Origin of the sequence: Flagellimonas aurea (assembly GCF_017313785.1) — a bacterium.
Taxonomy (GTDB): Bacteria; Bacteroidota; Bacteroidia; order Flavobacteriales; family Flavobacteriaceae; genus Flagellimonas; species Flagellimonas aurea.
This window is the reverse complement of the sequence record NZ_JAFLNL010000001.1, coordinates 1-20,689: the sequence shown is the minus strand read 5'-3', so window position 1 is coordinate 20,689 and position 20,689 is coordinate 1. Positions and strand designations below refer to the sequence as shown.

Sequence of the window (20,689 nt, the reverse complement as noted above, 5' to 3'; positions counted from 1 at the left end):
GCATGGATAAACCAGAACAAAAGACCGCCCCTTTGCCCATGAAAAAGAAAGCAGTAGTCTATCAGGTATTTACCCGACTTTTTGGAAATACCAATACGACCAACAAGCCATGGGGCACTATCGAAAAAAATGGAGTAGGCAAGTTTGCCGACTTTGCCCCAAAAGCCCTGTCAGAGATCAAGGAGCTAGGGGTGACCCACATTTGGTACACAGGGGTGCCTCATCATGCCGTTATCCAAGACTATTCGGATTATGGAATCTCAAACGACGATCCCGATGTGGTAAAAGGAAGGGCAGGGTCTCCCTACGCCGTAAAAGATTACTACAATGTCAACCCCGATTTGGCCCTTGATCCCGCCAGACGTTTGGAAGAGTTCAAAGAGTTGATAGAAAGAACCCACCGGGCAGGTTTAAAAGTCATAATCGATATTGTTCCCAACCACGTAGCCCGAGGTTATGAGGGGCGTACAAATCCAGAGGGCATAGAAGATTTTGGGGCCGCAGACGATACTTCAAAGGAATACGACATCCACAACAATTTTTACTATATCCCTGGCGAAGCCTTTAAAGTGCCCGAGTGGCAAGATGGATATTTGCCATTGGGAGGTAACAAGAATACGTTGGCAGATTCCAAGTTTGAGGAAAACCCGGCAAAATGGACAGGGAACGGCTCCCGTTTGGCACAGCCTCATTTTAATGATTGGTACGAAACCGTAAAGATCAATTATGGAGTTCGACCGGATGGGACAAAGGATTTTGAAGAATTACCCGAACAATATCGTCAAAAGGATTATAGGGAGCACTACAAATTTTGGAAGGATAAAGAATTGCCCGATTCTTGGCACAAATTCAAGGATATTACCCAATATTGGTTAAGTTTTGGTGTGGACGGCTTCCGTTTTGATATGGCCGAAATGGTGCCCGTAGAGTTTTGGAGCTATCTTAACTCCAACATCAAAATGACAAATCCAGATGCATTCCTGTTGGCCGAGGTATATAATCCGGGATTGTACCGCGATTACATTCAGAAGGGGAAAATGGATTACCTATATGATAAGGTAGAACTCTATGATAGCATAAAACATATTATGAAGGGGTACGGTTGGACCGACCATATACCCGTAGTGCAAAGAGGGATGGCCGACATAGAGCACCATATGCTCCACTTTCTGGAAAACCACGACGAACAGCGTATTGCCAGTCCCGATTTTGTGGGTAACGCCCAATTGGGAAAACCTGCAATGGTGGTTTCCGCCACCATCAGCACGTCACCGACGATGATATACTTTGGTCAGGAAGTTGGTGAACCAGGTGCGGAAGATGCCGGGTTTGGCAAACCTACACGAACCTCAATTTTTGATTATATCGGGGTGCCGCACCATCAAAGGTGGCTCAACAACAAAAAATATGATGGTGGCCAATTATCGGAAGAAGAGAAAAAATTAAGGGATTTTTATAAACGCCTCCTAAACTTCACTATCAATAGTGAAGCGTTGATGGGCCAATACCAAGAAATCCATTTTTATAATAAAGACAATACGGAGGGATACGATCATAGGGTTTTATCTTATGTGAGATGGTCCAACAACGAGAAAATCATTGTACTTACCAATTTTGATGAATACAAGAGTTACTCCTTCGAACTCAAAATACCCGAAGATATAATTGCCAAATGGCAATTAAAAAGCGGTACATATTCACTCACAGAGCAGCTTTACCATGAAATCAATGCAAATATGGTCGTGAATAATGGGCAAGGCAAAATCCTATTGGATCTGGCACCGCTTCAATCTTATATTTTTAAGGTTGATGAATGATTCAGTTTTTTTCATTTGCAAATTGTATTTTTAGTTTCTAAAACCAAACCGAAATGAATAAGACCTTGCTAGTAGCTCTCGGAGCTGTTCTATTTTTAACCAGTTGTGAAATGAAAACATCGAAACCATTGGTAATTGGCCATAGAGGAGCTATGGGGCACGAAACCGAGAATACCTTGGCATCCGTTCAAAAAGCACTTGATCTAGGTGTGGATATGATAGAAATAGATGTGTTTAAAATCCAAAGTGGTGAAATTGTCGTTTTTCACGATGAAAAAGTGGATAGGCTTACAAATGGTGGCGGCAATATTGAAGAATATAATATTGTTCAACTTCGGCAACTTATTTTGGATGGCGGGCATAAAATCCCAATGCTTCAAGATGTTTTAAAACAGATAGACAACAAAGTTGTTTTGAACATAGAGCTCAAAGGTCCTGAAACTGCGGATAGGGTGAATTTCATTGTAGATTACTACATCAAATCCAAAGGATGGAGTCCGGAGAATTTTGTGATTTCGAGTTTTAATTGGGATGAACTGCGAGATATGAGGTCCCGTAATGCAGATATAAAAATTGCCGTTTTAACCTCTGAAGACCCGATCAAAGCAATTGATGTGGCCAAAGAGCTGAAGGCCGTTGCCATCAACCCCCATTTTGAAACACTTACGAAAGAGAATACAGCAAAAATCCACGAAGAAGGGTTAAAAGTATACACATGGACGGTTAACGAACCCGAGGACATCCAAAAAATGACCGAGTTCGGGGTAGATGGAATCATTACCAATTATCCGGAACGTGTTAAGTAATGTACGATATTGTTATAGCAGGGGGAGGAGCAGCAGGCTTTTATGCAGCAATTCAAATTGCGGAATTGTCGCCACAATTGAACATAGCCATTTTTGAAAGGGGCAAAACCGTACTTTCCAAAGTAAAGGTTTCGGGCGGGGGACGTTGCAATGTGACCCATGGCGAATTTCTTCCCAAAGAATTGGCCACAAACTATCCTCGTGGAGAAAAGGAGCTTTTAGGGCCGTTCCACAAATATGCCCCAATGGATGTGATGTCGTTTTTTGAGGAAAGGGGAGTGTCGCTCAAAATAGAGGAAGACGGACGGGTTTTTCCTAAAAGTGATTCATCCCAAAGCATAATAGATTGCTTGCTCACTGAAGCAGAGCGTTTAGGTGTGCAAGTTTTGAAAAACAGTTCGGTAAAGGCCATCGATAAATTGGATGATAGTTGGCAGGTAACTACCATGAACAAGCATTACCAGACCAAAAAACTATTGCTAACTACGGGGAGCAACCCTAAAATTTGGGCACAGCTAAAAAAATTGGGACATCAAATAATTTCACCCGTACCTTCTTTGTTCACATTCAATATAAACGATAAGAGGATTCAGGGCATTCAAGGCATAAGTGCATATGCCACCGTAGAGGTGCTTCCCAAAAAGACTTTTTATACCAATAAAAAAAACTTGAACCTTAAGAGTAACGTAAAAGACGAACCGGTTCTTTATTCAGATGGGCCACTTTTGATCACACACTGGGGTTTGAGCGGACCAGCCATTCTGAAGCTTTCTGCATGGGGGGCGAATATTTTGCACGATTATAATTATTCTTTCAGAATAAGAGTGAACTGGTTGCCCGAATACAGTACCGAATCCATGGAGGCTTACCTTAAAGAGCTCAAAGAGGTAGAGGCAAAAAAAACCATTATGCGTACCAATGTTACAGAATTGCCCAAACGTTTATGGAAGCGCTTGGTGGAAGCGGCCGATATAATGCCGGATGAACGTTGGGGCGATATTAATAAAGAGCAGTTACTGGCGTTGGCAGAACAATTGACAGCTGCATCTTTTAAGGTTGAGGGTAAGAGTACTTTCAAAGAAGAGTTTGTTACAGCCGGTGGAGTTGATTTAAAAGAAATCAACTTTAAGACCTTCGAAAGCAAATTGCATCCCAATCTCTATTTTGCAGGCGAAATAATCAATGTGGATGCTATCACAGGTGGGTTCAATTTTCAAAATGCATGGACAGGGGCCTATATTGCTGCGCAGGCCATTGCCTCCTAAAATTATTGTAGGGCCAAAGCAATCCATGCAGCTATCGAGGCTCCCAAAATAGGCCCAACAACAGGTATCCAAGCATAGCCCCAACCATTACTCCCCTTGTTTTTTAAAGGCAAAAGTGCGTGAACAATGCGCGGACCTAAATCCCGTGCAGGATTTATGGCATAACCTGTGGTTCCACCCAAGGACAGACCGATGCCCCAAACAATAAGAGCAACAGGTAAAGCGCCCAGAGAACCCAAACCTATAATCGCATCGTCCGTAGATAGTACTGCGTCGGTAAAATAGAGCACGGAAAAGACCAATACAAATGTTCCCAATACCTCGGAGAATAGATTTGTAAATGTATTTGGAATGGCCGGTCCAGTGCAGAATACTCCTCGTTTGGTGCCTCCATCCTCAGTAGCATCAAAATGGTCTTTGTTTACGAGCCACACGCAAAATGCGGCAAACATTGCACCGATAAATTGGGCCAATATATATGAAGGAACCTCTGCCCAAGGAAATTCACCCGCTACGGCCAATCCAATACTTACTGCGGGATTTATATGCGCACCGCTGTATGGGCCAGCGACGACAACACCAGTATAAACGGCAAAAGCCCAGCCTGTAGTGATCACAATCCAGCCGGAGCCGTTCCCGTAGGTTTTTTGTAGGGATACGTTGGCATTTACGCCACATCCGAGTACCATCAACAAAAAAGTACCTACAATTTCAGATATAAAAGGAGTCATATAAAGAAAGTGTTAGTGTTTATGTTACTTGACAAATTAAGTGTTCTCGGTCCAGAACTCCAACGCTTTTATTGCTTTATACCAACCTTTGATACCATCATCAATGGCTTCACGCTCTTTAGTTGGATTAAAATGTACGTCGGTTTGCCAAATATCCTGTATTTCTTCAGGACTTTCCCAATAGCCAACGGCCAATCCTGCCAAATATGCAGCTCCCATTACAGTGGTTTCCACAATCTTTGGTCGTACCGTAACAGTGTTCAAAACATCGGCTTGAAATTGCATCAACATATCGTTTACCGTGGCACCGCCATCAACACGTAACTCCTTTATGGAAATACCGGAATCTGCTTCCATTGCTTTTAGGATATCCATGGTCTGGTAGGCAATGGACTCCAAAGCGGCACGTGCAATATGGGCATCGGTACTACCCCGTGTAAGGCCAAAAATAGTTCCCTGTGCCTTTTGGTTCCAGTGGGGCGCGCCCAAACCTGCAAATGCAGGAACAAAAACCACTCCTTCTGTACTGTCTACCGAACTGGCAAGCTTTTCCACTTCCGCAGAGGTTTTTATAATGTTTAGGCTATCTCGCAACCATTGTACCACGGCACCTGCGATAAAGATGCTTCCCTCAAGGGCATATTGTGTTTTTCCATTAATTTTCCAAGCGACCGTGGTCAGCAGGTTGTTGTCGGAAACAATCGGTTTTTCCCCAATGTTCATCAACATAAAGCAACCAGTCCCGTAGGTGTTCTTGACCATTCCTTTTTTGGTGCACATTTGCCCGAACAGGGCAGCTTGTTGATCACCCGCAATGCCTGCAATCGGAATTGGAGTGGCAAATAAGTTGGGAGTGGTATGCCCATAGACTTCGCTGGATTGCTTCACTTCGGGCAACATGCTTTTAGGAATCGTCAACAAGTCCAGAAGCTCATCATCCCAATCCATGTTATTGATATTGAATAGCATGGAACGGCAGGCATTGGTGACATCCGTTATATGAAGTCCCCCATCCGTCATTTTCCATATCAACCACGAATCTATGGTTCCCATGATCAAATCGCCAGCTTCGGCTTTTTCTCTTGCGCCTTCCACATTATCCAAAATCCATTTTACCTTGGTTCCGGAAAAATAGGAATCGATGACCAATCCCGTTTTTTCTCTAATCATTTGGGACTTGCCTTCTTTTTTCAGCTCATCGCAATAATCCGCTGTACGTTTGTCCTGCCAAACAATGGCATTATAAATGGGCTCGCTGGTATTCCTGTCCCACACAACAACGGTTTCCCGCTGATTGGTTATGCCAATGGCGGCCATTTGCGAAGCCTTCAATCCTTTTTTGCTCACAGCTTCTGCGGCCATACCAGCTTGGGTGGACCAGATTTCATCGGGGTCGTGTTCCACCCAGCCCGGTTTGGGAAATATTTGTGTGAATTCTTTTTGGGCAACGGAGATAATGGTTCCCTTTTGATCAAAGACTACGGCACGGGAACTTGTGGTACCTTGGTCCAAGGCAAGGATATATTGATTCATTTTGCTAATTTAAGTGCGTTTGAATTTACTAAAATTAATTCGGGTTTGGAATCCATCAATATGGGGAATACACATATAGCTTTGTTGCGCGGAATCAATGTAAGTGGTCAAAAAAAGATAAAAATGGCCGATTTAAGGCAAGTTTTGCAGGAAAACGGACTGAAAAACGTCAAAACCTACATCCAAAGTGGCAATATTATTTTTGATGACGAACAGACAGATAGGCGTAAACTTCAGGAAAAAATAGCGATAATCATACGTCAACAATTTGGATTTGATGTACCGACCTTAGTGGTCCAGAAGGATGATATTGAGCAAATATTGAAAGCCAATCCTTTTCAAGAAGGGGCAGAAGAAAACAAATTGTACTATGTTTTGCTGAAAAGTATCCCTAAAGAAGCGCTGGTGGAGCAGTTCAATCAGCTTCAATTTGAACATGAAGGTTTTAAAATCACCGATACCTGCGTATATCTTTTCTGTAAAAGCGGCTATGGCAAGGCAAAACTGAACAACAATCTTATTGAAAAGAAACTACAAGTAGAGGCTACTACCCGAAATCATAAAACAATGCTGAAGTTATTGGAAATGGCTAGTAATTAACCGTTCAGTTCCCAAATTTTATAGTTCAGTGCCGATGCAAAGGCCACCCAAAGTACATAAGGAACCATTAACAGTGCCGCAGGTTTACTGATGACCCTGAACCATTTTATGGTAAGGATGATCATCGTCAACAATGCCAAGATAACAACCATTCCACCCAACGGATTTTTAAGCCCGAAAAAAACAATGCTCCAGAGGGCATTCAATAACAGTTGGAACACAAAATGGTACAGCGCTGTCTTAACCCAAATATGATGATAACCCTTGGACCAAACAATGCCCGCGGCAACGCCCATCATAATATACAGAGCGGTCCAAACAGGGGCAAAAAGATAGTTCGGGGGCGTAAACGATGGCTTGTTCAGGGTAACGTACCAATCATTCACAGAACTTTGGGTCGCAATGCTGGATAAAAATCCAATGGCAAGGCAGACCAAAACGCTAATGGTGATGTAAACGATTCTTTTTTTCATGGTTGGCGCAACTTCGACTAAAATAAGAATTTATTTGTATCCGATTTCCAGTAAGTTTGTCGCTGCTTATATTTGTTTAAACTTCCATGCTCCATGACGGAAAATGATTTTATGCCGGGTGACTACCAAAATTTGCCCAAAAATGGCAAGGTAAGTTGGAAAGCACCCAGCAATATCGCCTTGGTAAAATATTGGGGAAAGAGGCCCGTTCAGATTCCGGCCAATCCTTCCATTAGCTTCACTTTGGATACTTGTGCTACTACCACCTCCGTTTCCTTTGAGAGAAAGGAGAAAAAGGATAATTTTTCTTTTGATCTATTTTTTGAAGGAAAGTCCAAGGACGATTTTAAACCCAAGATTCAGACCTTTCTAGAGCGGATTGAGAAGTACCTGCCTTTTTTGAAGGAGTACCATTTCATCATTCAAACGTCAAATTCCTTTCCGCACAGCAGCGGAATTGCATCCTCCGCGAGTGGCATGGCCGCACTATCGCTATGCTTCATGGATATTGAAAAACAACTGTTTCCTTCCATGGAAGAAAATGTTTTTCATGCAAAAGCATCCTATTTGGCCCGATTGGGCTCCGGAAGTGCCTGCCGCAGTATCAAAGGGAGTCTTGTGCAGTGGGGAAATCACGCCAACATACCGGACAGTTCGGATTTGTACGGTGTGGAATATCCTTTTGGGGTGAACCCTGTTTTTAAAAGCTATTGCGATACCATTTTATTGGTGCACAAAGGTCAAAAACAAGTAAGCAGCACAGTAGGGCATCAATTGATGCACGGTCACCAGTATGCTCAAAACCGGTTTCAACAAGCATTTGACAATCTGGATAAGCTAAAACCTATTTTGGCAAGTGGCGATTTGGAAGAGTTCATCAAACTAGTGGAAAGCGAAGCACTTACCCTGCATGCCATGATGATGACCAGCATGCCCTATTTTATGTTGATGAAGCCGGATACTTTGCAAATCATCAATAAAATTTGGGCATATCGCGAAGCGACCAAAACCCCAGTTTGTTTTACATTGGATGCAGGCGCCAACGTGCATTTACTATATCCGGAAGATGCTAAGGAAAAAGTACTGGAATTTATCAAAGATACATTGGCCGAACACTGCGAAAACGGTCAGTACATCCACGACAAAGTAGGCGAGGGCGCCATCAAAATAAACACTTAAAAATGAACAGCTAAGCTGTTTTTTTACGTTATTTGCCAAGATTTTAGTCAGACGGGAGAAGTTTTTTATGGATAAAATCGATTTGTTTATCGAATTTCGTTCATCATTAAACAAAATTTGTTTGTATCTTAGTAGTATTATATGAAAGGTCCATTATTTTATTCCAAGATTTTATTGTTCGGGGAGTACGGTATCATCAAAGACTCCAAAGGACTATCCATACCCTATAATTTTTTTAAAGGAGCGCTAAAATGGGACAACGACAATTCCGAAATGGCGCAAAAATCGAACAAAAGTCTTAAAGCCTATGCCGAGTATTTAAAAGTGCTCGAGATGAAGGAAGAAGGTTTGGTTGCTTTTGATATAGCAGCTTTGGAAAAAGATGTGGCCGATGGGATGTATTTTGACAGTTCCATTCCCCAAGGCTATGGAATTGGAAGTAGTGGTGCACTGGTCGCTGCTATTTACGATCGTTATGCTATGGACAAAATCACGGTTTTGGAAAACCTGACCCGTGAAAAATTGCTTCAATTGAAGAAGATTTTCGGGAAAATGGAATCCTTCTTCCACGGTAAGTCTTCTGGACTGGATCCGTTGAACAGTTATTTGAGCTTGCCCATTCTCATCAACTCCAAGGATAATATTGAGTCCACTAGTATTCCATCTCAAAACATGGAGGGAAAAGGAGCGGTTTTCTTATTGGATAGTGGAATGACAGGCGAAACAGCGCCCATGGTGCAGTTGTTTATGGAGAACATGAAGCAGGAAGGTTTCCGCAATATGATCAAAAACCAGTTCATAAAACATACCGATGCGTGTGTGGAGGACTTTTTGAACGGTAATGTGAAATCTTTATTCGGAAACTTAAAGCAACTTTCCCATGTGGTTTTTGACAATTTTAAACCAATGATTCCGGCTAAGTTTCACCAACTTTGGCAAAAGGGCATCGAAACCAACGATTATTACCTCAAACTTTGTGGTTCTGGTGGCGGTGGATATATTTTGGGCTTTACCCAAGATTTGGAAAGGGCCAAAAAAGCACTTGAAGGCCATAATCTGGAAGTAGTGTACAACTTCTAAAAGCAAACACATGCTTAGTAGAAAAAACAAACTCTTGCTGTTTAAGCTATTGAGTCTGTTTTCTGTGGTTCGGGGCTACAATATCCTCGTGATAACCCTTGCACAGTACTTGGCCTCTATCTACATATTGTCACCCAACATTCCTTTGCGTAAAGTGGTTTTGGATGTGAACCTGTTCCTTATCGTTACAGCCTCTGCCCTTACGATCGCGAGCGGGTATATTATCAATAATTTTTATGATGCGGAAAAGGACTTGATCAACAAGCCTACCAAAAGTATGTTGGATCGTTTGGTGAGCCAGCGTTTTAAACTGACCACCTATTTTATCCTTAACCTTTTGACTGTTTTTGCAGCGAGCTATATTTCATTTAGGGCGGTATTGTTCTTTTCGGCCTATATTTTTGGTATCTGGATTTATTCGCACAAGCTTAAGCGTATACCTTTAGTCGGCAATTTGGTATCCTCCACTTTGGCCATTGCCCCATTTTTTGTGGTATTTGTTTACTATCAGAATTTCCAGACCGTGATTTTTGTACATGCACTTTTCTTGTTCCTGTTGATTTTGGCCCGCGAAATGATCAAGGATTTGGAAAATATGGCGGGCGATATGGCACAGAATTATAAAACCATACCAATTCTTTATGGCCCCAATGTATCAAAGTCTATCGTTACATTTTTGATAGTGCTTACTCTGGTCCCTGCACTTCTGCTCATCAAATCGTTTGATGTTGGGTATATGTACCTCTATTTTATGGCATGTATCGCCCTGCTGATTTTATTTTTGATGCTACTATGGATGGCCAACGGCAAAAAGCACTATGTATGGCTGCACAACATCATCAAATTTATAATTGTGGCCGGGGTCTTTAGCATCCTTTTAATTGATGTGGATGTGGTGCTGAACCGAATCTTGTAATTATTTGTTCTTTAGGTTTTTTGGAACTTAAAAACACTACATTTGCAAAAAATTCGACTGATGGCGAAATCAGACAACAACAGGGGTAAAAGACCTTCCAAAAACTTTAAGGGCGGTGAAAGAAAAAAGCCGTTCAACAAAAATTTTTCATCAAGACCCAAGCAGAACACACCTCGCAAAACATCCAATCCAGATGAGATTAGGTTGAACCGCTACATTGCCAATGCGGGAATCTGTTCCCGCAGGGAAGCGGACACTTATATTGCTGCCGGAAATGTTACCGTAAACGGGAAAGCGGTAACGGAGATGGGCTACAAGGTAAAACGTTCCGACGATGTCCGTTTTGATGGGAAACGACTCAGTTTGGAAAAAAAGGAGTATGTGTTGTTGAACAAGCCCAAGAACTTCATTACCACAACAAGTGATGAAAAAGGGCGCCGCACGGTAATGGAGCTAATTTCGAGCGCATCGAACAACCGACTGTTGCCCGTAGGCCGTTTGGACAGGAACACCACAGGTCTGTTGCTCTTCACCAACGATGGAGACCTTACCAAAAAACTGACGCATCCCAAGCATAACGTGCGCAAGATTTACCACGTGCATTTGGACAATAATCTTAGTCTGGGCGACCTCCATAAAATTGAGGCTGGCCTGGAACTGGAAGATGGGCCCATATCCGTGGATAGCGTGAGTTACATCCAAGGGGCACCAAAGCGAGAGGTGGGCGTGGAAATCCACAGCGGACGAAACCGCATCGTGCGCCGTATTTTTGAGCATTTGGGCTATAATGTGACCAAATTGGACCGTGTGGTCTTCGCCGGCCTGACCAAAAAAGATTTGCCACGAGGACACTGGAGGTACTTAACGGAGCAGGAGGTAATCAATTTGAAGAATATTAAATAAACTGATAGTATTCTTGGAGCGATCGATACAGCGTTCGTTGATTTGTCTCTTTTCAAACCATAGGTTTTTTCCTTATTTACGGCATAAGTAGATTTTTTCTGTGCAATCAAATCCATATTTAAACTGCTCTTCTTTTGTAAAGGAAGAAATATAATCATCCTCTATTACTTCAAAACCTGCATCTGCCAATCGCAATTTATAATCTTTGCCATACCACCTTACATGGTCACGCCTTCCAAAAGCCTTTAACCTCGCTTTTGGGGATGTTATGGAGAAATCTTCATAGGTTTTCTCAAGATTGTAATCAATCGGAACTTGAAATATCCCCAACCCATTTGGTTTCATCACCCTATACAGTTCCGACATGGCAAGCGCATCGTTTGGAATGTGTTCCAGAACATGGTTACATAAAATAAAATCAAAAGAGTCGGTCTCATAGGGGATTTGGGCAATATCGACCTTATTGATTATGGTTTTTCCTTTGTAATCATAAACTTTTGGATGTAAATCACATGGAAAGTATGCGATATCGTGCGACTCCGAGAAAATGTCATAAAAAACTTTCTCAGGTGCAAAATGGAGCAACCGGATGGGTTTGGTTATCAATTTTTTGTCCTGTATATATTTCCAAATCAATCGATGCCTTTCCAGTGAGCCACAATTATGGCATTTAGAGTTCTTTCTTTTTGTATTGCCAAATGGAGCAAATTCCCGGTATTCTGAGTTACAGATGGAACATTGGACAATATTTCCCTTAAATATTTTTTCCTTTCTCTTTTTACGGTATTCCCTATGTTTTTGCTTAATGGAGAAATTAAGTAGGTTGCTCATTATTTTTCAGATTTGAAAAATAAAGATGGGTAAAACTGCCCAAAACAATCACTCCTAATTGACGAATGCCCCTTTTGGGTTGACGGATGAGCAAAAAAGTAACTGTGCTATTAACCGATGATGGGAATGAACCGAAAATTGGGCCATTAATTTGAGGAATAAAGGTGGTCCCAAATGGGAATTTGGAACTTATAGGAGCTATGTTTTTGTGAATAGATTTAAGGCTTTTTGCGCATCGGAACTTTATCAATTCGGTAATAATCAAAATCAACATATCCACCAGCTTCCTGTGTGGCATAATTAAAAAGCCCAAAACGATAGCCCATAAAATGCTTGGTAAAGGTATATATCATCTGTAACGGTTTACCGATATGCTGCCATTCTTTTCCATTTAGACTATAATAAAAATAGGCTTTGTCGGTATCAAAATCACAATCGATTCTAAAATGGACATTTTCTTGATCAATGGGGACTTGTTCAATAATTTTGAATGTAGTACTTAAGTCGTTATAAGCAAGAACACCTTGTTTCTCGTCTTCCCCTTCTATATCCAATTTTGACTCAACCATAACAATGGAGTTTTTTCCATCTTCTTTTTTCACACCAACGTATCCGTATTTGTTTTGAAGAGCAATTAGGCCTGCTATATCGCCATTCTTCATTTGGGATATGTCGATCAAAGTACTGGCGGTGCTTTTTGGACCAAACGTGCGCTGGGTGAGCGTGTTTTTGGCAAGGAGAACGTTGTTGTCCACGCGTGCTGTGGTAATGCGCAATCGCCCAGGATTTTCCAAAATATCCCAGTTGTTGTTATCAGGGTTGTGGTTCCATTGCCATGCGAGCGGCAATTTTGGATCGCTTATATCGCGTTCGAATTCATCGGAAGCTACAATTCCAAAAATACCTTTGGAGTTATCGGGTAAATTTAAGCTTTGCGGCACTTTTCCATCAACGCCAAGTACCGGCCAACCATTTTCGAAAGTCACAGGAACCAAGTAGGGGATACGTCCTACACTTCCTCTATCTCCGAATAACATGGCATACCAATCGCCATCGGGTGTGTTTACCAATCCGCCTTGTGCAATGCCTTCATGCTGTAAAGCACCCCGGCCTTCATAAGGTCCTTCTATATTGTCTGCCCTATGGATGATCACCGAGCGTTCCCATCTGCTTTTTGGAGATGCAATGTTGAACAGATAGTACTTGCCATTTATTTTATGAATCTGGCTGCCCTCTCCGGGCAATCCGCCTACTTCACCTTCACCGAACGTAAGGTTTACATTCTCAATGATTACTTTTTCAAGTCCATTGGGTTTTATTCCGGATGCATCGGGTAGTAATTCCACCAGTTTGATTTGACCACCGCCATAAATCATGTAAACACGTCCGTCATCATCAAAGAATAGTGAATTGTCGTGCAGAACGGGTTCAAACGAATGGGATTCCCATGGTCCGGTTTCTGGGTTTTTGGTTTTGTAAACATGTGTTTTTCCAGAAGTGGCGGAAAAAGTTGACGCATAAAATAGGCCATCGTGATAGCGAAGGCTACTGGCCCAAGACCCTTTTCCGTAGGCCTCTTTACCATTTTCCAGATTCATTTTATCGTTTTCCACCAATCGGTCGTAGGCGTAGCCAGCGATTTCCCAGTTGACCAAATCCTTTGATTTCATGATAGGCAATCCAGGGCTCATGTGCATGGTGGTGGAGCTCATATAATAAGTGTTATTCACTCGCATGACGCTTACATCTGGAACATCGGCCCAAATAATGGGGTTTTCTGCAACTTGGCCAGAGGTATTGATTATACCTAAAAAAAAGAGAGATAAAAGGAATCCACAACCCATATTCATCGCCATAATGTATTATTTTCGAACAGAGAGTGAAGTTAATTAAAAAAATGTAATTTACACACTTGTATTGTGTTGCTGTAAAAATGCAGTACTGCTATTATGAAATCTATTTCTGGAAAATTGCTATAATTTACTAAAGTCCTTTTTTTAACTTACATTGTAAGTTCTTGAAGAATTTAATGATGTGGTTCAGGTCAAAATTAAAAAACCATGTTTCGAAAACATATCCTATTTGTATCGTTCCTTTTTTTACTGATTGCATGTTCAGATGAAGGCTCTTCTAGCGAACAAGAAGAAGAGCAGATCGTTGAAAATGTCTTAATAGAATTGAATATTGAAAATGACGAAATCATTACTTCGGACGAGATAACCATCACAATAACTGGAGATGCGGCAATATCCAGTTTAGAGGTTTTTTTGGATAATGGGATGATTCACAAGTTTAATGCACCACCTTTTATCATAAAGATTGAGACAGAGACATTGGAGGACGGGGAGCATAGTTTAAAAGTTGATGCCTATGCTGAAGGCAAAATAATAGGGACCAAGACAATGTTGGTCAAAATTGATAATGAAGGTCCAATTTTTGTTTTGGATGATATCTCCGAAAATGAGATTATTTGTGAGGAAGTGCAATTACATCCAAGTATAACAGATCTGGCTTCAAATGTTGAACTACTTCAGGTCTATATCGATGATTTGCTATTGTTGGAAAAGCAAAGTACAACCGATTTTTCTTTTTTATTGAACCCAAGAAAGCTTCCCACAGGTATAGGAAACCTTAAATTTATAATGGAGGACACTTCAGGTAATATTACCAAAGATTCTGTTGCAATCAATGTTGCAGACCAGTTCTTTCGAATTAGCTTTCCTAATGATTTTATGAGGAAGAATATAGAGAAGGTACATGTGTTAATTTCAGATAAGGACGGAAATTATATCGACAGTAAAACACACGAGTCTGGCGAAATCGAGACATTGTCATTCTGCTCCATGGAAGAAATGAATCCTGCTACGGAGTTTACAATTTCCTTTATTGAGGACTTTGATAATACCATATTCAACTTTTACGTATACAATAATCTAACATTGAACATGGTTGGTGAAGAAATCACCTTAAATCAAAAGTCCGGGGGGTTGTCCCCAGCAATACTGAATATCGAAGTGCCCTTTTTTGAGGAAGGATACCAAATGAGGGCTTCGGGTCCATGGAATTCGCTTATCTATACCGGCGATGAATTTTCGGGTCATGTCTCAAGAGAGTTCAGTAATGATTTGGCAACAAACAAAACATTTATCAGTTACTTTAATTCAAACATCGAAAACAGTTATCAATGGGCCTTTATCAGCGATTTACAATACAGAACATCCTTGCTGGAGGAAGATTTTTCAAGTGATGATGTGGAAATAAATAGCTTTGATCTCAATCGAACGTATCAAAGTACGCTGATCAAAATTACTGGATACGAAAATGAAGCTATGTACCGAGCCAGAAGCGGCCATTTGCTATACGCAGATTATCTCAGACCAAGTGGCTCATTTACCAACGAATATATTTATCCAAATATGTTTGAGTATACTACCTATTGGGGTCAATTGTTGAACTATACCTTCGAAGGCTCCGGAACCATACCGTCCACGATTACCGTACCCACTGCATCTGTAGATTATAGCTTCTCCAATGAACAACTAAGCTTTACCGGGTTGCCTAATTTTGAAGTTGGTCGTCTGCGGTTAGTGGGTACAAGTTCTGGTACTGGATTGCTTACACCTGAAAACCCATCAGTTAGAATGGAATTTGTTTTTGATGGCCAAAATACGAATCCGACGATACCCGAAGTACCTGAAGGACTCTTTCCAGAAGCAGTAACGGAGATGTTTGCAAATAAATATTTCGAAATAACACAAGGGGCGGCAGAAAACTACTCGGCCTTTACTTCCTATCAAGAATATATTCAAAACGTATTGGTTCCGTCCGTTCCTTTTTACATAGCATCACCTTTTAAAGAGCGTGTGTTTAAGTCTCAGGGACCACAATGGTTGCCAGCTAATGAATTTCCATTTTAAATTTGAGGTTCTGATTATTGTCGGGAATAATTGATTTTGATACTGCTAAATCCACCAAGGCTATCGTATCCGCACCAAATACTTCCCCAGTCAAAATTTCGTTTAGCCCCAACCTCTTTTTGAAGCCAAGCTTTGCAATGTTCAAGATGTTTTATTTCTTCTTCGTAGCTCCAATCGGCCCAATTTTCTTTGAATTCGAAGGGGACAGGGCTGATAAAAATCTCTATAATGAGCAATTTGTCGTTGTTGAAGCGTAACCGTAAAATAAAGTAATCGTCATCAACCACCACATTCCGAAAAGTTATTTTTTGTTCTTGAGCACCTTCCGTTCCAACGAATTCAGGACTTTCTTTGCCAATTGTCCATCTTTTTGCCATGTCAAAACTGATATGGGTGCCAAATGCTATGCCTTTGCCAATAACTAAGGTTCCGGTGTTTTCGTCAAGCATTACTTCGAATTTTATAGATAGTTCAACCGAAGTTCTACAATTTTTAGAATACCACTTACCTAAAATTGATGAATGTCCCTTTTGGGTTGATGGATTTAGAACATTTGTAATAAGAAAGTTATTCAAACAAACGTGTTGGATATAAGGTTCTATGATTATTCCGAATCTATGCGATAAAAGTGTTGGTCACGTAACAATTCAGGATTTGGATTTACAAAAGTAGCATTCAAAAACCCATTGTAGTCATATTCATTCAGGTGAAAAAAGCTACTTTCATAATTCAATCCTTCTATATCCATTTTTGGGTAAGTTGTTAAAATTTCGTCTGGTAATTTAAATTCAAAAGTGTAGTAAAATTTACCTTGATTTATAGACCAACTTGTTTCTATGTAATCAACATTACGTTCACCGGAACTTACCCTCCAAGAGTGAATTTGTCTTGAGAACTGATGATGAGAAACCCCATTGTAAGTAAAACTATCAACGGAATTATCAATAACTTCAACATTCCAGTTTTCCTTACCGCTCATTGGTATACCTAACGGAGCTTCACCATACTTTTTAAAGTTAAAGTTGAATCTATCCTTTGAATATGTAAATGAGGTAATGTATTTGTTGAAAGTATTCAGATATCCAAGTTTTATGTGTTCAGTAGTTATTTTATCATTTTCGAACGGAAGTAACATGCCTAAAATATATCCACCGCCCTCATCAAAATCTTGATCTTCCTCAAATCCATATACAGATACAAAGAATTCTCCTCCTTCAGGTACTGAGGCCAACACTGTATTATCAAAAGATTGCAGCTGAGTTCCATCAAATGTTATATTATCTCCATTGTTTAAGTTATTCATAAATAGATAATTGACCTCACCGTAGATGTCATAAACAGAAAATAAGTACCTATTTTCCTCGAATAGAGGAATGTTTTCAAAGAAAATACTGGTCAAATTGTTGTTCGAGGTTGTACTTGAACCACCAGAAAGTGCGGATCCATGTTTATTGGAGATCATCCAGGAGCCGGGTAGAACCAAATCGTTGGCATTAATCGATATTTCTCCTATGGAGTCCCCTCTTGAGTCAACATAGTTATTATATTGATTATCAAGTTGCCAAACTTCATCTGATTTTACAAAAGCATAGCTAGTGATTCGATAATAGATATTCCCATTATAATTGGAAACATTGACTAAGCTTAGATTGTGTTCCAATAGTGTTGAGGAAGCTTGTTTAGTAAAGCTGGTTGTTTTTCCATTTTCCAACTGGCCATAATCTAAGATGTTTCCATTGTTTACATCGTGGCTTACTACCCAGCCTTCATTTCCAGAACTAAAGTAATCGTCGTCGACTTTGATTGTAAAATAAACAACTTCCTCTTCTTCAGGTATCTCTTCTTTTGGTTCTTCTTGATTTGGGTTTTCAGAATTTGGTTCCGGGTTCTCAGTCGAACCTTTGGAGCATGAAAAAAGAATGAATAAAATCGTAAAGTAAAAAAAGAATAGCTTTTTCATGTTAGTTTTTATGAGAATTTAAAATATCAATTAACTACAATATAAAGGAAAAGACTTAGTTAAAACGTAAGCTTTGTCCGTCAAGAAGAATTCTTCTTCCTTATCGATTAAACCAATACGTAAACTTGAGCGTCAGCGACCATAAATTACCTTCCAGTGGTGATAATTGTTCGTTGTTGTTGAAGACCAAAAATAAATCTGAAGCGGGAGCGTAGCGCCATTGGAGTCTGGAATTGATGCCAAAATTATTGACCTGTTCATTGTACTGGAAAAGGGTGTTCCAAAACAATTTATTGGTAAAAGTTATATCCGCTTCAGTGCCCACAAGCCAAAAATCGGTGGTGTACCATGGTTCGGGCAGATCAAGATTATTATAGCTGAGGACAGCTCCCAAGCTCACATAGGGCTGAAAACGATACCCGAGTTCCGCATTCAGGTTGGTTCGGTATCCCCCAGAAAAATAACGGCCCAATCTGGTCGTCAGATTATAGGTGAACAAACTTTTGGGACGTGAACTGTATTGAAGATAAACCCCGTTCCAATGGTGGCGGGTCCCTGCGGCCAATTCCTCTTTTCCTGTGTTAGTGGGGTCAAACGGGGCCAAAAGCTGCACATATTCGTTAAAAACATCCACTCCCAACGAGCTGCGGTCCATAAAATTTACCGTATACCCTAAAATGGACACGTAGTCAGTGGAGTTCATACTTGGGTCAAAATAATAGAAGCCCGTGTACTGGGGACCATGGCTCACCACCTTTTCGCTGTTGGGCAAAAATAGATGCCCTACGGAACCTTCCAGTTTAATGTAATTGTTCCGGGGAACAAAACCTACTTCCGAAGTGAAGTCCTCGGAGATATACTCCTGCTGCACGCGCCAGTTCCATTTACGACTACTGTATTCCAAATGGGCACCTTGGGCAAAACCGTTATAGGTAGAATCAGGACCGAACGATTTCAGCATAAATACCTTACCATTATATTGATTGTCGGCAGAGGCCAAGTTGTATTCCAGTCCAAGGTTCCTATTGAATTTGGTGTATTGTGTTTGAAGACTATCGGTCAAGGAATTGTAATCCAAAGACTCCTTGTTCACGAACATCAAACCAATGTTGGAGCGAGAGAACACCTTTTGTTGCAGGGAGAGTACTGCAAAGTTTTGACCGGGCAACCCCGTTTCATCGACCTTGTTGGTCTGCATGTCCATCATGCCCAAACGGAGGTTGCGGTTGAGGTTTCCGCTCACACGGGCACCTGCAATAATGGGCACGCCCAAGCCTATTCTACGCGAGAAGAATGGACGGATGTTGTCATACCCAAAACTGGCAAAGAGGTCAGCGTTTTCAAGGAAAAACTGGCGCCTTTCAGGAAAAAATAGTTCAAAACGGGTCAAATTGGCCACTTGACGGTCGGCTTCCACCTGCGAAAAATCCGGATTTATGGTCAGGTCCAAATTAAGTGAAGAAGTGAGTCCAAGTTTTACGTCCCCACCTACCTTAAATTCATTATCGTACGTAATATCCTCGATGCTAGAATTGCCTACTGTTCCCAGTACGTAGGGGATTATGGAGTAATTGAGCCCTTGCTTTGGTGGCGGATTGTCCCAGACCATCGTGCCCGTATAGGCCAAAGAAGCTGTAGGGAATTGTCGTGGAATGGGTGTCCAGCTCGATTTTTCGTTGGTGCTCAAATCCAGTCTGGAAAAGTTGACGCCCCATTCGGTCACGTCTTTTTCATAACGGATGGATTTAAAGGGAATGGCCATTTCCACCACCCACTTATCCTCATGATTTTGAACTTCTGAAACCCATTTGCTGTCCCAGTTAAGGTCAATACTGCCACCGTTGGACATGGTGCCATCCCATTGGGCGCCATAGGCATTTGCGCCAAAGCTAAATCCTGTGGTCTGGTTGTTGAATGGGTCCATGAACAACAAAAAATTATCGTTGCCCCCAAAGGAGAAGTCTCTGCGGAGCGATTCTACCACATAGGTATTGCCGGGAGTCTTAAAAAAGGTAGCCAGCAGATAGAGTTGTTTGTCATCGTATGCCATTTTTACTTCGGATGGCTGAGTGGCCTTGCGGTCGTCCATAGGCAATACCATAAAAAAGTCCTTGGCGGGTTCGGCTTTTTGCCATGTTTCCTCGTTGCCAATACCATCAATGGTGAAGGTTTCGCTAGTATGAAACAGATGAATCTTGAAATCTGCATTTTTCTTTTGTGCATGTATAAACACACAAAAGAAGATGGCCAATGCCATGAACACGGGGGTAAGGTTGGTTCGGTTGATCATTGTTTGTTTAGTAGAGTAAATGTAATAATTTACTTTGTTTTTTAACAATGAATTAAAATTATGACACTTAGGATGTCAAATATTAGGATTATGCAATAATCTTTACTTTGCCTAGCCGAGTTAATGGTCGTTTAAGGTTCGGTTTTATTTATCAATGGTTTGTTCAATAAGTTCACCGATTTCTTTTATAAGTGCCTTCTTGGATTTGTTTTCATTGACTATCGCAAAATCTGTATCAAAATTTCTTTCCCGTACTTTCTTATTGATGAACTCATTTAAACTTTTTTGGTTTGAATTTTTTCAAGGCCATTACCATGAACGATAGATAGTTGAAGCCTTTCCAGCTCTCAATGGTCGTATCGAACCTGTTGAGCAGTGACCTGAAACT

17 protein-coding genes and 1 pseudogene are annotated in these 20,689 nt (G+C 41.0%); 9 read left to right on the top strand and 9 right to left on the bottom strand.

All coding sequences use genetic code 11. From position 1 onward, the window contains the following. Positions 1 to 2 precede the first annotated feature (2 nt). From J0656_RS00085 to J0656_RS00075, 3 genes are all read left to right on the top strand, one after another. Entirely contained in the window at positions 3 to 1,817 is a 1,815-nt protein-coding gene (locus J0656_RS00085) for an alpha-amylase family protein (RefSeq protein ID WP_225605456.1), read from the top strand. Positions 1,818 to 1,927: 110 nt separating this feature from the next. After that, entirely contained in the window at positions 1,928 to 2,623 is a 696-nt protein-coding gene (locus tag J0656_RS00080; RefSeq protein ID WP_207030624.1) for a glycerophosphodiester phosphodiesterase, read from the top strand. Next, entirely contained in the window at positions 2,623 to 3,888 is a 1,266-nt protein-coding gene (locus J0656_RS00075; RefSeq protein ID WP_207030623.1) for a BaiN/RdsA family NAD(P)/FAD-dependent oxidoreductase, read from the top strand. Before J0656_RS00080 ends, J0656_RS00075 begins: the two co-directional genes overlap by 1 nt. 2 nt (positions 3,889 to 3,890) lie before the next feature. Here J0656_RS00075 and J0656_RS00070 read toward each other — a convergent pair whose 3' ends face one another. Together J0656_RS00070 and glpK are read right to left on the bottom strand one after the other, a co-directional pair. Then, positions 3,891 to 4,619 (bottom strand): MIP/aquaporin family protein, encoded by a 729-nt coding sequence (locus J0656_RS00070; protein WP_207030622.1) that lies wholly within the window; start codon positions 4,617 to 4,619, stop codon positions 3,891 to 3,893. Positions 4,620 to 4,655: 36 nt separating this feature from the next. Further along, on the bottom strand, positions 4,656 to 6,152 hold the full coding sequence (gene glpK / locus J0656_RS00065; RefSeq protein ID WP_207030621.1) for a glycerol kinase GlpK: 1,497 nt from the start codon (positions 6,150 to 6,152) through the stop codon (positions 4,656 to 4,658). 45 nt (positions 6,153 to 6,197) lie between these two features. On the opposite strand from glpK, the gene J0656_RS00060 reads away from it, so the two are divergent. Then, entirely contained in the window at positions 6,198 to 6,752 is a 555-nt protein-coding gene (locus J0656_RS00060; protein WP_207030620.1) for a DUF1697 domain-containing protein, read from the top strand. On the opposite strand, the gene J0656_RS00055 is transcribed toward J0656_RS00060, so the two are convergent. Next, positions 6,749 to 7,225 (bottom strand): TspO/MBR family protein, encoded by a 477-nt coding sequence (locus J0656_RS00055; RefSeq protein ID WP_207030619.1) that lies wholly within the window; start codon positions 7,223 to 7,225, stop codon positions 6,749 to 6,751. The two genes, J0656_RS00060 and J0656_RS00055, sit on opposite strands and share 4 nt — an antisense overlap. 93 nt (positions 7,226 to 7,318) lie before the next feature. Between J0656_RS00055 and mvaD the strand changes: the two genes are divergently transcribed. From mvaD to J0656_RS00035, 4 genes are all read left to right on the top strand, one after another. Further along, a complete protein-coding gene (gene mvaD / locus J0656_RS00050) occupies positions 7,319 to 8,404 on the top strand; it encodes a diphosphomevalonate decarboxylase (protein ID WP_207030618.1) in 1,086 nt (361 codons plus the stop codon). A 141-nt stretch (positions 8,405 to 8,545) separates the two neighbouring features. After that, positions 8,546 to 9,484, top strand: a complete 939-nt coding sequence (locus tag J0656_RS00045; RefSeq protein WP_207030617.1) for a mevalonate kinase family protein — start codon at positions 8,546 to 8,548, stop codon at positions 9,482 to 9,484. Positions 9,485 to 9,494: 10 nt separating this feature from the next. Further along, on the top strand, positions 9,495 to 10,400 hold the full coding sequence (locus J0656_RS00040; RefSeq protein ID WP_207030616.1) for a geranylgeranylglycerol-phosphate geranylgeranyltransferase: 906 nt from the start codon (positions 9,495 to 9,497) through the stop codon (positions 10,398 to 10,400). 60 nt (positions 10,401 to 10,460) lie between these two features. Continuing rightward, positions 10,461 to 11,303: a pseudouridine synthase gene (locus J0656_RS00035; RefSeq protein WP_207030615.1), complete on the top strand. Its 843-nt coding sequence runs from the start codon at positions 10,461 to 10,463 to the stop codon at positions 11,301 to 11,303. A 72-nt stretch (positions 11,304 to 11,375) separates the two neighbouring features. Here the strand turns inward: J0656_RS00035 and J0656_RS00030 are convergent, their stop codons facing one another. Next, positions 11,376 to 12,134: a class I SAM-dependent methyltransferase gene (locus tag J0656_RS00030; protein ID WP_207030614.1), complete on the bottom strand. Its 759-nt coding sequence runs from the start codon at positions 12,132 to 12,134 to the stop codon at positions 11,376 to 11,378. Between the two features lie 218 nt (positions 12,135 to 12,352). Next, positions 12,353 to 13,990, bottom strand: a complete 1,638-nt coding sequence (locus J0656_RS00025; protein WP_237688805.1) for a glycoside hydrolase family 43 protein — start codon at positions 13,988 to 13,990, stop codon at positions 12,353 to 12,355. Between the two features lie 204 nt (positions 13,991 to 14,194). On the opposite strand from J0656_RS00025, the gene J0656_RS00020 reads away from it, so the two are divergent. Beyond that, positions 14,195 to 16,051, top strand: coding sequence for a hypothetical protein (locus J0656_RS00020; protein ID WP_207030613.1), 1,857 nt, complete (start codon positions 14,195 to 14,197; stop codon positions 16,049 to 16,051). A 14-nt stretch (positions 16,052 to 16,065) separates the two neighbouring features. On the opposite strand, the gene J0656_RS00015 is transcribed toward J0656_RS00020, so the two are convergent. The 4 genes and pseudogenes from J0656_RS00015 to J0656_RS20030 all read right to left on the bottom strand — a co-directional run. Further along, on the bottom strand, positions 16,066 to 16,500 hold the full coding sequence (locus J0656_RS00015) for a hypothetical protein (protein WP_207030612.1): 435 nt from the start codon (positions 16,498 to 16,500) through the stop codon (positions 16,066 to 16,068). A gap of 155 nt (positions 16,501 to 16,655) precedes the next feature. Beyond that, positions 16,656 to 18,011: a hypothetical protein gene (locus tag J0656_RS00010; RefSeq protein WP_207030611.1), complete on the bottom strand. Its 1,356-nt coding sequence runs from the start codon at positions 18,009 to 18,011 to the stop codon at positions 16,656 to 16,658. A 100-nt stretch (positions 18,012 to 18,111) separates the two neighbouring features. Further along, on the bottom strand, positions 18,112 to 20,301 hold the full coding sequence (locus tag J0656_RS00005; protein ID WP_207030610.1) for a DUF5916 domain-containing protein: 2,190 nt from the start codon (positions 20,299 to 20,301) through the stop codon (positions 18,112 to 18,114). Between the two features lie 271 nt (positions 20,302 to 20,572). After that, a pseudogene (locus J0656_RS20030) lies at positions 20,573 to 20,689 on the bottom strand (IS5 family transposase); the annotation flags it as partial.